Genomic DNA, 13,523 nt, shown 5'->3' on the forward strand with positions numbered 1-13,523 from the left:
GTGGAGCAGACGATTCCGGCCGCGCTCGGCGCGGCGGCGGACCGCTTCGGCGACCACCCGGCGTACGTCCAGGACGGCGAGAGCGTCTCGTTCCTGGAGCTGCTGCGCCGGGTGCGTCGTGCGGCGCGCGGGTACGTCGCGGCGGGGCTGCGGCCCGGTGACCGCGTGTGCCTGTGGGCGCCCAACAGCATCGACTGGGTCGTCGCCGGCCTCGCGGCGTCGTACGCCGGCGGCGTGCTCGTGCCGCTGAACTCGCGCTACACGGCGCACGAGGTGGCCGACGTGGTCGACCGCACCGCCGCGCGGCTGGTCGTCGTCGCCGACGGCTTCCTCGGCCGCACGCAGATCGCGGACCTGCAGGCGACCGGCGAGCACCCCTCGGTGCTGCAGGTCGTCGACCTCGCACACCTGGCCGACCTCGACCTGGGCGAGGTGTCCACCGCCGACATCGACGCGATCGCGGAGGCGGTCTCCCCCGACGACGTCGCCGACATCCTGTTCACCTCCGGCACGACCGGCCGCAGCAAGGGCGCCATGTCGGCCCACCGCCAGACGGTCGGCGTGGCGCGGGTCTGGGCCGAGCTCGGCGGCGTGACGGGCCAGGACCGCTACCTCGTGGTCAACCCGTTCTTCCACTCCTTCGGCTACAAGGTCGGCATCGTGACCGGCCTGGTGACCGGGGCGACGCTCTACCCGCTGGCGACCTTCGACCTCGAGCGCACGATGGCGCTGGTCGAGGACGAGCGGATCACCGTGCTCCCCGGCGCCCCGACGATCTACCAGTCGCTGCTCGGCGCCCCCGGCCGCGAGGCCCGCGACCTCTCCTCGCTCCGGCTCGCGGTCACCGGTGCGGCGGTCGTCCCGGTGGTGCTCATCGAGCGGATGCGGCAGCCCGCGCCCGAGGGGCTGGGCATCGACCAGGTGGTCACCGCGTTCGGGATGACCGAGGCGGTCGTGGCGACGATGGCCCGCGCCGGCGACCCGGCCGAGCTGGTCGCGACGACGTGCGGGCGGGCCGTGCCCGGCATGGAGACGCGGATCGACGCGCCGCCCGGCGAGGCCGGCGAGCTGCTGCTGCGCGGCGACTGGGTGATGCGCGGCTACCTCGACGACGAGGAGGCCACCGCGGCCGCGATCGACGCGGACGGATGGCTGCACACCGGCGACGTCGGCACGCTCGACGAGGCCGGCAACCTGCGGATCACCGACCGGCTCAAGGACATGTACATCTCCGGCGGCTTCAACGTCTACCCCGCCGAGGTCGAGCAGGTCCTCGCCCGGCTCGAGGGCGTCGCGGACGTCGCGGTCGTCGGGGTCCCGGACGAGCGGATGGGCGAGGTCGGGGCGGCGTACGTCGTCCGCGCGGCGTCGCCCGCCGGCGAGTCGCTCACCGCCGAGGTCGTCGCGGCGCACTGCAAGGAGCGGCTGGCCAACTTCAAGGTCCCGCGGCATGTGGAGTTCCTCGACACGCTGCCGCGGAACCTCTCCGGCAAGGTGCTGAAGACGCACCTTCGTGACGAGCCCAGGAGCGCGTAGATGGACCTGACCCTGTCCGAGTCCGAGCTGGCCTTCCAGGCCGAGGCCCGGGAGTGGCTGGCCGCCAACGTGCCGGCCGAGCCGCTGCCCTCGATGGACACCGAGGCCGGGTGGGCGGCCCACCAGGAGTGGGAGGCCCGCCTGGCCGAGGCCCGCTGGTCGGTCGTCTCGTGGCCCGCGGAGTACCACGGCCGGGACGCCTCGCTGGTGGAGTGGGTGGTCTTCGAGGAGGAGTACTACCGCGCCGGCGCGCCCGGCCGGGTCTCGCAGAACGGCATCTTCCTGCTCGCGCCGATCATCTTCGACCACGGCACCCCCGAGCAGCAGGACCGCTTCCTGCCCTCGATGGCCACCGGGGAGAAGATCTGGGCGCAGTGCTGGTCCGAGCCGGAGGCCGGCTCCGACCTGGCCTCCCTGCGCTCGACCGCGCGGCGCGACGAGGAGCGCGGCGGCTGGGTGCTCAACGGCCAGAAGACCTGGTCCTCGCGGGCGGCGTTCGCGCACTGGGGCTTCGGGCTGTTCCGCTCCGACCCCGAGGCGCAGCGGCACGCCGGGCTGACCTACTTCCTCTTCCCGCTGGACGCCGACGGGATCACCGTCCGGCCGATCGCCCAGCTCGACGGCGAGGCCGGCTTCGCGGAGGTGTTCTTCGAGGACGTCTTCGTGCCGGACGCCGACGTGCTCGGCGCGCCCGGCGACGGGTGGCGGGTCGCGATGTCGACCGCCGGCAACGAGCGCGGCCTCTCGCTGCGCTCCCCCGGTCGCTTCTGCGCCGCCGCCGACCGGCTCGTCGAGCTCTACCGCGGCACGGCGCAGCCGCCGGCCGCGGCGGCCGACCGGGTGGTCGACGCCTGGGTCAAGGCGCAGGCCTACCGGCTCTACACGTGGGGCACGGTCACCCGGCTCGCCGCCGGCGGCGACATGGGCGCGGCCGGGTCGGTCAACAAGGTCTTCTGGTCCGAGCTCGACATCGCGCTCCACGAGACCGCGCTCGACCTGCTGGGCCCCGAGGCCGAGGTCGCCTCGACCTGGCTGGACGGCTACACCTTCTCACTCTCCGGCCCGATCTACGCCGGCACCAACGAGATCCAGCGCAACATCGTCGCCGAGCGGATCCTCGGCCTGCCGCGGGAGGTCCGCAAGTGAGGTTCGTGCTCGACGAGGACCAGCGCGACTTCGCGGCCGCGCTCCAGTCGCTGCTCGCCGGTGCCGACACGGTGCGGGCCGCCCGCGCCTGGGCGGACGGCGACCACGGCCCCGGCCTGGAGCTGTGGAAGCGCCTCGCCGACCTCGGCGTCCTCTCGCTGGCCACCGAGGCGACCCCGGTCGAGGTCGCGGTCGCGTTCGAGGCGCTCGGCCGGCACGCGGTGCCCGGGCCGTGGATCGAGTCCGCGGCGTACCTCCCGGTCGCGCTCGGGCGCACCCTCGAGGGCGTCGCGACCGTGGCCCTGCCGCCGCACGTCCCGCACGCGCTCGACGCCGACGTGGCCGACGAGGTGTACGTCGGCAGCACGCCCGTCACCGAGGTCGGCGAGCAGCTGACGTCGGTCGACCGCACCCGGCGGCTGTTCCGGGTGACCGGCGACGGGGCCGGCGAGCCGCACCCGGAGGCGTTCGACCTCGCGGTCCTGGCGACCGCCGCCGAGCTGCTCGGTGCCGGCGAGCGGGTGCTCGCGGACGCGGTGACCTACGTCAAGCAGCGCAAGCAGTTCGGCCGCGAGATCGGCTCCTACCAGGCCGTCAAGCACGCGCTGGCCGACGTCCGGATCGCCCTCGACTTCGCCCGCCCGCTGGTCCAGGGGGCCGCGCTCGGCGAGGTCGACGTGTCGGCCGCGAAGGTCGCGTGCGGTGACGCGGCGTACCTCGCCTCCCGCACCGGCCTCCAGGTCCACGGCGCGATCGGCTACACCCAGGAGTTCGACCTCAGCCTGTGGCTGAACCGGATCCGCGCGCTCGTGACGGCGTGGGGCACGCCCGCCTTCCACCGCGGCCGGCTGCTCGCGTCGCTGGTCGGTCCCGACGCGACCGAGGCGGGCTGATGGACTTCGCGCTCTCCGAGGAGCAGCAGGAGCTCGCCTCGATCGTCCGGGCCGCGCTGGCCAAGCGGGCCGATCCGCGGGCGGAGACCTACGACGAGGCGCTGTGGCAGCTGCTCGTCGAGCAGGTCGGCGTGCCCGCGCTGGGCATCCCCGAGGAGCACGGCGGCGCCGGCTTCACCCTGTTCGAGGCGCTCGTCGCCCTCGAGGAGGTCGGCCGCTCGCTCGCGCCCTCCCCGCTGCTGTCCTCGTTGGTGACCTCCGAGGCGCTCCTCGCCGGCGCGACCGACGAGGCGAGGGCGGAGCTGCTCCCCCGGCTCGCCGCCGGCGAGGTCGGCGCGTTCGTCGACGCCACCGGTGGTCGCACGACCGTCGCCACCGTGCTCGACGGCGACCTCGCCACCGTCCTGGTGGCCGCGACCGACGACGGGCTCTGGTCGCTCGACCCCGCGTCGACGCGCCGGGAGTGGACGGCGTCGATGGACCAGACGCTGCGCCTGGCGAGCATCGAGGTCGACACCGCCGCCGCCACCCGGATCGGCGACGGCGCGGCCGCTGTCGAACGGGCCGCCCTGGTCGGCGCGGTCGGGGTGGCCGCGCTCCAGGCCGGCACGGCCGCCCGGGCGCTGGAGATGACGGTCGACTACAGCAAGGAGCGGGTGCAGTTCGGCCGGCCGATCGGCTCGTTCCAGGCGCTCAAGCACCGGATGGCCGACATGCTGGTGCTGCTGGAGATGTCGCGCTCGGCGTCCTGGGCGGCGTCGTACGCCGTCTCCAGCCACGCTCCGGACGCGGCCCGCCTCGCGCACGTCGCGAAGGCCTACTGCTCCGAGGCGCTGGCGTCGGTCGCCGCGGAGACCGTGCAGCTGCACGGCGGCATCGCGATCACCTGGGAGCACGACGCGCACCTGGTCCTCAAGCGGGCGCACGCCCTCGGGCAGCTGTTCGGGACCGCTCGGGCCCATCGCGCAGCTGTTCCCCTGTGACCTCGCCGGCACACGTGTGAGCAAGACCACCGCACCGTTCCCGCGGCAACCCCCTCGTGGGGTCCTGACCTGCGAGGACGCCTACTAGGTTGGGACCATGAGCATCGACTCCGACGTCACCGAGATCGACCAGCCGGCTGCGGTAGCCGAGGCGTCCGAGGCCTCCGAGGCCGCCCAGGCCCAGGACGACTACCCGATGGGCATGATCGCGAACCCGATCCGCACCCGGATCTGAGGTCGCCCCACCCGGCTCGACCGGGATGGTCGGCGGCCCGTGATGTGTTGTACCGACGATGACGACACGCACCCACGCCGACCGACTGCTCGACGTCACGACGATCTTCCACGAGCGCGACGTCCCCGACTTCCCCCGCGGGGCCGAGATCCTCGCCCGCTTCCCCGACGCAGAGCGGGTGGAGGTCCTCTCCCACCAGGCGATCCCCGGGCTCTACGGCAACGAGGGGAACGTCGAGGACTGGGTGCGCAACAAGCGGTCGGTCCTCGTGCTCGGCACCAAGAAGTCGTTGACCGCGCGCCCCAACGGGCGCAGCTCGGACTTCATCGCCCCCTCGACGTCCAACGGCTGCGCGATGGCCTGCTCCTACTGCTACGTGCCGCGGCGCAAGGGGTACGCCAACCCGATCACCGCGTTCGTCAACATCGAGAAGATCCTGGGCTACCTCGAGCGGCACGCCGGTCGCCAGGGTCCCAAGACGGTGCCGAACCAGTGCGACCCGGTCGACTGGGTCTACGACCTCGGCGAGAACGGTGACTGCTCGGTCGACGCGCTCGTCAGCGACAACGTGCGCGACCTCGTCGACCTCTACGCCCGGCTCGACGGCGCCAAGGCCAGCTTCGCCACCAAGTTCGTCAACCGTGACCTGCTCGGCTGGGACCCGCGCGGCGGCACGCGCGTCCGCTTCTCGCTCATGCCGCAGGAGATGTCGAAGAAGCTCGACCTGCGCACCTCGCGCATCGCCGAGCGGATCGCGGCGATCGACGACTTCGTCGAGGCCGGCTACGAGGTCCACCTGAACTTCAGCCCGGTCGTCGTCCACAAGGGCTGGAAGGCGGAGTGGGCCGAGCTGCTCGAGCAGGTCGCCGACGGGATCGGCGAGAAGGCCAAGGCGCAGCTGGCCTGCGAGGTCATCTTCCTCACCCACAACGAGCAGCTCCACGAGGTCAACCTCGGTTGGCACCCGCAGGGCGAGGAGCAGCTGTGGCGATCGGACCTGCAGCAGCGCAAGCGCTCGGAGAGCGGCCAGTGGAACGTGCGGTACAAGTCGACGTGGAAGCGTCGCTGGGTCGACGAGCTGACCGCGATGATCGGCGAGACGCTACCGACCTGCCGGGTCCGCTACGCGTTCTGAGCCGACTCCCGGCCGAGGATCTCGATGAACTCGTCGGCCATCGCGAGCTGGCGCACCAGCCGCTCCCGGCGCTCGACCCCGTCGTCGAGGACCGACCGGAGCCGCGCCCGCGCGGCCCCCTGGTCGCCCGCCGTCGTACCGGGGTCGCGCAGCGCCTCGATGTCGACCATGACGGCCTTCATCTCCTCGAGGGTGAAGCCGAGGGGCTTCATCCGGCGGATGACGAGGATCTTCTGGACGTCCTCCTCGGTGTAGAGCCGGAAGCCGCCGTCGGTGCGCCCCGACGGGTGCAGGAGCCCCACCTCCTCCCAGTGCCGCAGGCTGCGCAGCGAGAGCTCGGTGCGGGTGGCCACCTCGCCGATGTGCATCGGGCCGCTCGGCCGGGTCTCGTCGGTCACCTGCGCGGCGCTCCTCGGGGTCACGATGCGAAACCTTCCGTAACGGAAGGGTAGCCTGTCGGCTCGTGCCGTCATCCTCGTCCACCGGGCCCTCCGCACCGGCCACCGACCCGGCCTCTGTCCCGGCCACTGTCACGGAAACCGATGCTGCCCGAGGCACCGTCCGCGCCGCCCTGCGTTCGCCGCAGGTGCTGCGGACCGAGGTGCTGGCCGGCCTCGTCGTCGCCCTCGCGCTCATCCCGGAGGCGATCTCGTTCTCGATCATCGCCGGCGTCGACCCGCAGGTGGGGTTGTTCGCGTCGTTCACGATGGCCGTCGCCATCTCGTTCCTCGGCGGGCGTCCCGCGATGATCTCGGCCGCGACCGGTGCCGTCGCGCTGGTCGTCGCGCCGGTCGTGCGCGACCACGGGTACGACTACCTCATTGCCACGGTGCTGCTCGGCGGCGCGATCCAGGTCGCCCTGGCCCTCGCCGGCGTCGCGAGGCTGATGCGGTTCATCCCCCGCTCGGTCATGGTCGGCTTCGTCAACGCGCTGGCGATCTTGATCTTCGAGGCGCAGGTCGACCACCTGGTCGACGTGCCGTGGGCGGTCTACCCGATGGTGGCCGTCGGCATCGCCGTCATCGTCGGCCTCCCGCGGGTCAACAGCGTCGTCCCCGCCCCGCTGGTCGCCATCGTCGCGCTGACCGCCTTCGTCCTGGTGGCCGGAGTCGGCGTGCCGGACGTCGGCGACGAGGGCGACCTGCCCGACAGCCTGCCGGCGTGGTTCGTGCCGGACGTGCCGTTCACCCTCGACACGCTCGAGGTGATCGCGCCGTACGCCCTCGCGATGGCGGTCGTCGGCATCCTGGAGTCGCTCCTGACCGCGAAGCTGGTCGACGACATCACCGACACCCACTCCGACAAGAACCGGGAGGCGTGGGGCCAGGGCGCCGCGAACATCGTCACGGGGTTCTTCGGCGGGATGGGCGGCTGCGCGATGATCGGCCAGACGATGATCAACGTGAAGGTCTCAGGCGCGCGCACCCGGATCTCGACCTTCCTGGCCGGCGTCCTCCTGCTCGTCCTCGTCGTCGGCTTCGGCGACGTCGTCGCGCTGATCCCGATGGCCGCCCTCGTCGCGGTGATGGTCATGGTCTCGGTCGGCACGTTCGACTGGCACTCGATCCACCCGAGCACGCTGAGGCGGATGCCGAGGTCGGAGACGACGGTGATGCTGGCGACCGTCGTCGTCACCGTGCTCACCCACAACCTCGCGATCGGCGTCGGCGTCGGCGTCCTCGTGGCGATGGTGCTCTTCGCCCGACGCGTCGCGCACCTCACCGGGACCGAGCGCGTGCTCGTCCAGGACGAGCACGGGGTGGCGACGGCGGTCTACCGGGTCACCGGCGAGCTGTTCTTCGCCTCGAGCAACGACCTCTACACGCAGTTCGACTACGCCCGTGACCCGGAGCGGGTGGTCATCGACCTGGCCGCCGCGCACGTCTGGGACGCCTCCACCGTCGCCTCCCTCGACGCGATCACGACCAAGTACGCCCGCCGGGGAAAGACCGTGGAGATCGCCGGGCTGGACGAGGCGAGCGCCGACCGGCACGGCCGGCTCACCGGGCGACTGGCCTCGCACTGAGCTCCGTGCCCGCCCTGGGCCGCGCCGCTGGCCCGGCCCCGCTCCGTCAGCGCGGGTGCGGGTCGTGCGGGTGCTCGGGGTCCGCGGCGAGGGCGCGGTCGTAGATGTCGTAGACCAGCCACGCCTTGCGGTTGTTGTACGCCATGCCGTCGGTGTGCGCCCGCTCCGCGGCGATCCGCCGCTTGAGGTCGCCGTACGCCGCCCGGTCGGCCGCGTGGGTGCGCAACCAGTCGCGGAACAGCACGTGCCGCCGGGGCTCGCGGGCGCCGGGCCCGAAGACGTGCACGTTGCTGGTCGGGTCGGTGCCGCGGACGAGCCGGTGCTGCTCGTGGTCCGGCTCGCGCACGCGCAGCCGGAAGCCGGCCGCCTCGAGGTCGGGCAGCCACGCGGGCTCGTCGGCCGGGTCGGGGACGACCAGGTCCACGTCGATGACGGGCTTGGCCGGCAGGCCGGGCGCGGCGGTCGACCCGACGTGCGCCACGGCGAGCACACGCTCCCCCAGCGCGGCGCGCAACCGCCGCGCCACCTCGTCGTACGCCGCCGGCCAGCCCGGATCGGGGTCGACCACCTCGATCGGCGGGCTCGGCTCGCGCACGATGCGTGCGGCGGCGACCGCGTCCAGGTCGGCGAGCTCGAAGGGACGCCAGAGCGGGTGCGTGGCGGGACGGCCGCCCGGCTCCGCGCTCACCCCGTGGTGCGGTACTTGCCCTGGTAGAACAGCAGCGGGTCCTGCGGCGCGTCCTCGGGGGCGGTGGCCAGGTGCAGGACCCGGCCGACCACGATCCAGTGGTCGCCGGCCTCGTGGACGGCGTGCACGCTGCAGTCCACGTGCGCGAGCGAGCCCTCGAGCACCGGTGAGCCCGACGCCTCCGAGGGGTGCCAGGCGACGCCGGCGAACTTGTCCGACCCGCGGCTGGCCATCTGGTTGGACAGCTCGGCCTGGCCGTCGGCGAGGAAGTTCACGCAGAAGCGGCCCGAGCGCTGGATCAGCGGCCACGCACGGGAGGTCTTCGCCGGCACGAACAGCACCAGCGGCGGATCGAGGGAGACGCTGGAGAACGACTGGCAGGTCATCCCGACCGGCTCGCCGCCGCTGATCGCCGTGACGACCGTGACCCCGGAGGCGAAGCGGCCCAGGACGTCGCGGAAGTGGCGCGCCTGGGCCTGCGCGGCCGGGTCGTCGGTGGGGACCGCGGCGCCCTCGCCGGGGCCGAGCGGCTCGAGCTCGTAGGCCTCGCTGCCCAGCCAGGAGGCGATCAGCTCGGGGCTCGGCCAGGTCTCGGCAGCGTTGGGGTTCATGCCCTCCGGGACGTCCGGAGCGGCCCCCGAGTGGGCGGACATGGACCCCACGCTAGTCACTGCTGGCCGCCGCCGAAGTCGTGCCCCCAGTACGACACGGCCGTCGACTCACGCGCCACCCAGCTGCGGTCCTCGACCTGCAGGCCGTCGGTGCCGAACTCGACGTCGAAGCCCCCAGGGCTCTTCACGTAGAACGAGACCATCTCGTCGTTCATGTGCCGGCCGAGTGTCGCCGAGAGCGGCGCCTTGTGCTTGCGGACCCGCTCGAGCGCCCGACCGACGTGGTCGAGCTGGTCGACCTCGAGCATGATGTGGACGCACTTGGCGGGGTTCGGCATCGGCAGGAACGCCAGCGAGTGGTGGCGGGGGTTGACGCCGAGGAAGCGCAGCCAGACCTTGGAGCCCGGCTCCTTGCCGACGAACTCGCCGGGCATGCTCATCGAGTCGCGCAGCCGGAAGCCGAGGACGTCGGTGTAGAAGCGCAGCGCCTCGACGTCGTCGAGCACCGGGATGACGATGTGGCCCATGCCCTGGTCGCCGGTGACGAAGGTGGCGGCGTACGGCGTGACGATCGGGCGGGCCTCGTAGGTGATGCCGTGGAAGAGCTCGAAGACGTTCTCCCACGGGTCGGTGAAGCGGATCATCTCCTGGATCCGGCGCTCGTCGAGCTCCTCCTTGGTCGCCTCCTCGAAGGCGACACCGGCCTTCTGCAGGTGCTCGCGCGCCTCTTGGAGCGCCTGGTGGTCGGCGAGCTCCCAGCCGGTCGCCTCGAGCTGGTCGCGGTCGGAGGGCACGACGACCAGACGGGCCGAGACCTGGTCGATGCGCCAGTACTGGTGGTCGGGGTTCGGCCCGCGTCCCTCGGCCAGGCCGAGCACCTTCCCGGCGAAGACCTTCCACTGCTCGGGTTCGGTCGAGGCCACGCGGACGTAGCCCATGGACCTGATGTCGATCGTCACGCGGTGGCCTCTCGGGTGCGTTCTACGTGGCGGGCGAGGAAGGCGGTGGTGATCTCGGCGAACTCCTCGGCCGCCTCGATCTGCGCCCAGTGCCCGCAGTTGGGGAAGACGTGCAGCTGTGCCTTGGGGATGAGCTTGAGGGCCGCCATGGCGCCGTCGAGCGGGTTCACCCGGTCCTCGCGGCCCCAGGTCAGCAAGGTGTGCTTGCGCAGCCGGTGGGCCTCGCGCCAGAGCATGCCGTCCTCGGCGGTCTCGGGGTTCCAGAACGACATGCCCATCGAGCGCATGGCGTCCTGGGCGCCGGGTGCGGTCGCGTCGGCGAACCGCTGCTCGACCAGCTCGTCGGTCACCAGGGACTGGTCGACCACCATCGTGGAGATGAACGCCCGCAGCTTCTCGCGGGTCGGGTCGGCGCCGAAGTCCATCAGGCGCTGGACGCCCTCGGTCGGGTCGGCGTGGAAGAGGTTCAGCGAGAGCCCGCCGGGGCCCATGAGCACCAGGCGGCCGACGCGGTCGGGGTGGGTCAGCGCGAGCCGCATCGCCGTGCCGCCGCCGAGGCTGTTGCCGAGCAGGTGCACCCGCTCGATCCCGAGCTCGTCGAGCAGCCGGACGACGTGGTCGGCGGCGAACCGGTAGTAGTTGCCGACGACCGGCGGCTTGTCGGACGCGCCGAACCCCGGCTGGTCGACGAGCAGGGTGCGGAACGACCGGGCGAAGTGCGGGAGGGCCGGGCCGAAGTTCGACCACGCCGAGGCGCCGGGGCCGCCGCCGTGGAGCATCACCAGCGGCAGGCCTCCGCCGACCTGGGTCGGCTGGGTGTCGGGCGCGGCCTCGTAGTAGTTGAGCGTCAGGTCGCCGGCCTTCGCCGAGCGGCGGACGCTCTCCTGGGAGTAGTCCACCTCAGTACATCCCCGGGTCGACCTTGTGGCCGAACTCGTGCGCGCCGAACATCTGCAGCGCCCGCTCCGGGTCGTTCGCGGCGTGCACGCGGCCGGCGTGGGCGTCGCGCCACGCGCGCTGGAGGTAGGTCCCCTCGGCGAGCGCACGCCCGCCGGAGGCCTCGAAGAGGGCGTCGATCGCGTCGATCGCGCGCTGGCTGCCGAGGACCTGGTCGCGCCGGACCCGCAGCCGCAGCCCGAGCGGGATCTTCTCGCCCTTCGCGACGTGGTCCATCTCCTCGCGGATGTTGTTGACCAGCAGTGCCCAGGCCGCGTCGATCTCGCTGCTCGCCTTGGCGATCCGGACGGCGGCGAACGGGTCGAGGGACGCCTTCTCGCCGAGGTACGCCGCGCGCGTGCGCTTCTGCTGCATCTCGACGTGCTCGGCGTACGCACCCCGCGCCATGCCGATGATCGGCGTGGTGATGGTGCCGGTGAAGATCGAGTGGAAGGGCAGCTTGTAGAGGTCGGAGGTGTTCTGCTCCTGCCCCGGGCCCTTGCACTGGCCGGTCTGGCTCATCGAGAGCGTGAACGCCTCGGGGATGAACACGTCCTCGACGAGGATGTCGTTCGACCCGGTGCCGCGGAGGCCGACCATGTGCCAGACGTCGATGATCTGGTACTTCTCGCGCGGGACCATGAAGGTCTTGAAGTCCACGACCTGGCCCTCGGCGTTGAACACCAGCCCACCGAGCAGCACCCAGCTGCAGTGGTCGCACCCGGAGGAGAAGCTCCACTTGCCCGAGAGGATGTAGCCGCCGTCGGTGACCGTCGCCTTGCCGGTCGGGGCGTACGACGAGCTGAGCCGGGTGCTGGTGTCCTCGCCCCACACCGCCTGCTGCGCCTCGTCGTCGAAGAGCGCGACCTGCCACGGGTGCACGCCGACCACGCTGGAGACCCAGCCGGTCGAGCCGCACGCCGAGGCGATGTCGCGCACCGCGCTGTAGAAGGTCACGGGGTCGGCCTCGAAGCCGTCGAACCGCTTCGGTTGGAGGAGACGGAAGAACCCGACCTCCTCAAGCTCCTTGATGCTCGCCTCCGGCACGACGCGCAGGCGCTCGGCCTCGTCGGCCCGCTCGCGGATCGTGGGAAGCAGGTCACGGACGCCGTCGAGAACAGCCTGGGACATCGCCAACTCCTGTCGTGGTGGGACGACGTCGATACTAGAACACGTTCTTGTTTTGGACCAGGACGCGTCCCGGCCGGCGCCTACGAGCTGGTCTCGGGCCGCAGCACGCAGAACTCGTTGCCCTCGGGGTCGGCGAGCACCGCCCACCCCCGGTCGCCGTCGCGCCGGTCGTCGACCAGCGTCGCGCCGAGCCCGAGGACCCGGTCGACCTCCTCGTCGCGGCTGCGGTCGGTGGGCCGCAGGCAGAGGTGCATGCGGTTCTTCACCGTCTTCGGCTCCGGGACCTTCAGGAACAGCAGCGCGCGACCGTCCGGTCCGACGAGCCCGCACTCCTCCTCCCCTGGCCTGTTCTCCCACTCCCCTGTCGGAAGCGTGAAGTCCTCCAGGACCTGCGCCCACCACATCGTCTGGGCGTACGGGTCGTGGGCGTCGATGCAGAAGTTCGCTGCGCGGGATGCCATGGGGCACTTGTACCCCACGCCCGCGCCCGGTGACCCGACCTGCGCACGCCCCGCCGGTCGAGCAGGAGGCGCACCCCGCTGGTTGAGCAGCGAGCGCCAGCGAGCGACGTCGAAACCCCCGTCAGGGCTGACCCTCGGGCGCCCCCCGCTGGTTGAGCAGCGAGCGCCAGCGAGCGACGTCGAAACCCCCGCCAGCCGACCTTCGGCCTGGAGGCTGTGGGTCGTCGAGGTGGGCGGCAGCTACGGAAGGGACGCCGTCGGAGTCGCGATGGTTGCCCGGCTCACGGCGCGCACCCGCTGGTCGGAAGGGCCGCCAGGCCCCTCTCGAAACCCGCGGGAGAATAGCGAACCGGTTGTCCAAGATGCGGCTGACCTGGGGAAACAGCGGTCGGACTGTCGGTGGCGGGTGCTTGAGTGGACCCATGGCCAAGGACTCCAGACACCACGCGCACACCGTGTGCCGTGCTGTCGCGAAGTCCCGCAAGAAGGTCCGCGCAGCGGCCACCTCGGACCTGTGGCAGATGTCCGACAACGAGGTCGCCGCCACCCTCCTCGAAGCCACCCGACTCCGCGCCCAGGCTGAGGCGCTCGAGCTGCGATTGGCCGCGGAGGCCGACCGCCGTCACGTAGGCGAACGTGCCGGCGCCACCGACACCGCGTCGTGGTGGGGCCACCAGACCCGGCAGAACCGGCCCGTCGCGAAGTCCCGGATGCGGTTGGCCGAGTCGCTCGACCGCCACGCCCCCACGTCAGCCGCGTTGACCGAGGGCGCGATCTCGGTCG

General features: G+C 72.2%; 14 protein-coding genes and 1 pseudogene. 8 read left to right on the forward strand and 7 right to left on the reverse strand.

Going from position 1 to position 13,523, the window contains the following annotated elements; all coding sequences use genetic code 11:
- The 6 genes from QWY28_RS17970 to QWY28_RS17995 all read left to right on the forward strand — a co-directional run bounded on the left by QWY28_RS17970 (position 1) and on the right by QWY28_RS17995 (position 5,928).
- Positions 1 to 1,536, forward strand: a complete 1,536-nt coding sequence (locus tag QWY28_RS17970; protein ID WP_300953953.1) for a FadD3 family acyl-CoA ligase — start codon at positions 1 to 3, stop codon at positions 1,534 to 1,536.
- Complete coding sequence (locus QWY28_RS17975) at positions 1,537 to 2,682, forward strand: acyl-CoA dehydrogenase family protein (RefSeq protein ID WP_300953954.1); 1,146 nt, start codon at positions 1,537 to 1,539, stop codon at positions 2,680 to 2,682.
- On the forward strand, positions 2,679 to 3,575 hold the full coding sequence (locus tag QWY28_RS17980; RefSeq protein WP_300953955.1) for an acyl-CoA dehydrogenase family protein: 897 nt from the start codon (positions 2,679 to 2,681) through the stop codon (positions 3,573 to 3,575). Before QWY28_RS17975 ends, QWY28_RS17980 begins: the two co-directional genes overlap by 4 nt.
- Positions 3,575 to 4,558: an acyl-CoA dehydrogenase family protein gene (locus QWY28_RS17985; protein WP_300953956.1), complete on the forward strand. Its 984-nt coding sequence runs from the start codon at positions 3,575 to 3,577 to the stop codon at positions 4,556 to 4,558. Before QWY28_RS17980 ends, QWY28_RS17985 begins: the two co-directional genes overlap by 1 nt.
- Before the next feature lie 97 nt (positions 4,559 to 4,655).
- The gene (locus tag QWY28_RS17990) at positions 4,656 to 4,793 is read left to right on the forward strand and encodes a hypothetical protein (protein ID WP_300953957.1); all 138 of its coding nucleotides are present in this window, start codon (positions 4,656 to 4,658) and stop codon (positions 4,791 to 4,793) included.
- 58 nt (positions 4,794 to 4,851) lie between these two features.
- Entirely contained in the window at positions 4,852 to 5,928 is a 1,077-nt protein-coding gene (locus QWY28_RS17995; RefSeq protein WP_300953958.1) for a spore photoproduct lyase family protein, read from the forward strand.
- On the opposite strand, the gene QWY28_RS18000 is transcribed toward QWY28_RS17995, so the two are convergent.
- The gene (locus QWY28_RS18000; RefSeq protein ID WP_300953959.1) at positions 5,916 to 6,350 is read right to left on the reverse strand and encodes a MerR family transcriptional regulator; all 435 of its coding nucleotides are present in this window, start codon (positions 6,348 to 6,350) and stop codon (positions 5,916 to 5,918) included. The genes QWY28_RS17995 and QWY28_RS18000 overlap by 13 nt on opposite strands.
- 164 nt (positions 6,351 to 6,514) lie before the next feature.
- Between QWY28_RS18000 and QWY28_RS18005 the strand changes: the two genes are divergently transcribed.
- Complete coding sequence (locus QWY28_RS18005) at positions 6,515 to 7,954, forward strand: SulP family inorganic anion transporter (RefSeq protein ID WP_300953960.1); 1,440 nt, start codon at positions 6,515 to 6,517, stop codon at positions 7,952 to 7,954.
- Between the two features lie 46 nt (positions 7,955 to 8,000).
- Here the strand turns inward: QWY28_RS18005 and QWY28_RS18010 are convergent, their stop codons facing one another.
- From QWY28_RS18010 to QWY28_RS18035, 6 genes are all read right to left on the reverse strand, one after another.
- On the reverse strand, positions 8,001 to 8,642 hold the full coding sequence (locus QWY28_RS18010; protein ID WP_300953961.1) for a GrpB family protein: 642 nt from the start codon (positions 8,640 to 8,642) through the stop codon (positions 8,001 to 8,003).
- Complete coding sequence (locus QWY28_RS18015) at positions 8,639 to 9,295, reverse strand: flavin reductase family protein (protein WP_300953962.1); 657 nt, start codon at positions 9,293 to 9,295, stop codon at positions 8,639 to 8,641. The genes QWY28_RS18010 and QWY28_RS18015 overlap by 4 nt, the downstream gene beginning before the upstream one ends.
- Before the next feature lie 14 nt (positions 9,296 to 9,309).
- A complete protein-coding gene (hsaC, locus tag QWY28_RS18020) occupies positions 9,310 to 10,212 on the reverse strand; it encodes an iron-dependent extradiol dioxygenase HsaC (RefSeq protein ID WP_300953963.1) in 903 nt (300 codons plus the stop codon).
- Positions 10,209 to 11,111 (reverse strand): 4,5:9,10-diseco-3-hydroxy-5,9,17-trioxoandrosta-1(10),2-diene-4-oate hydrolase, encoded by a 903-nt coding sequence (gene hsaD / locus QWY28_RS18025; RefSeq protein ID WP_300953964.1) that lies wholly within the window; start codon positions 11,109 to 11,111, stop codon positions 10,209 to 10,211. Before hsaD ends, hsaC begins: the two co-directional genes overlap by 4 nt.
- A gap of 1 nt (position 11,112) precedes the next feature.
- The gene (gene hsaA / locus QWY28_RS18030) at positions 11,113 to 12,279 is read right to left on the reverse strand and encodes a 3-hydroxy-9,10-secoandrosta-1,3,5(10)-triene-9,17-dione monooxygenase oxygenase subunit (RefSeq protein ID WP_300953965.1); all 1,167 of its coding nucleotides are present in this window, start codon (positions 12,277 to 12,279) and stop codon (positions 11,113 to 11,115) included.
- Between the two features lie 80 nt (positions 12,280 to 12,359).
- Entirely contained in the window at positions 12,360 to 12,740 is a 381-nt protein-coding gene (locus QWY28_RS18035) for a VOC family protein (protein ID WP_300953966.1), read from the reverse strand.
- Between the two features lie 422 nt (positions 12,741 to 13,162).
- On the opposite strand from QWY28_RS18035, the pseudogene QWY28_RS18040 reads away from it, so the two are divergent.
- A pseudogene (locus QWY28_RS18040) lies at positions 13,163 to 13,523 on the forward strand (HNH endonuclease signature motif containing protein); the annotation flags it as partial.

Source organism: Nocardioides oceani, from assembly GCF_030412965.1.
GTDB classification, from domain to species: domain Bacteria; phylum Actinomycetota; class Actinomycetes; order Propionibacteriales; family Nocardioidaceae; genus Nocardioides; species Nocardioides oceani.

Coding starts and splice junctions, on each gene's coding strand:
- QWY28_RS17975 (WP_300953954.1), top strand. CDS start 1,537: ATGGACCTGACCCTGTCCGAGTCCGAGCTGGCCTTCCAGGCCGAGGCC.
- QWY28_RS17985 (WP_300953956.1), top strand. CDS start 3,575: ATGGACTTCGCGCTCTCCGAGGAGCAGCAGGAGCTCGCCTCGATCGTC.
- QWY28_RS17990 (WP_300953957.1), top strand. CDS start 4,656: ATGAGCATCGACTCCGACGTCACCGAGATCGACCAGCCGGCTGCGGTA.
- QWY28_RS17995 (WP_300953958.1), top strand. CDS start 4,852: ATGACGACACGCACCCACGCCGACCGACTGCTCGACGTCACGACGATC.
- QWY28_RS18015 (WP_300953962.1), bottom strand. CDS start 9,295: ATGTCCGCCCACTCGGGGGCCGCTCCGGACGTCCCGGAGGGCATGAAC.
- hsaA (WP_300953965.1), bottom strand. CDS start 12,279: ATGTCCCAGGCTGTTCTCGACGGCGTCCGTGACCTGCTTCCCACGATC.
- QWY28_RS18035 (WP_300953966.1), bottom strand. CDS start 12,740: ATGGCATCCCGCGCAGCGAACTTCTGCATCGACGCCCACGACCCGTAC.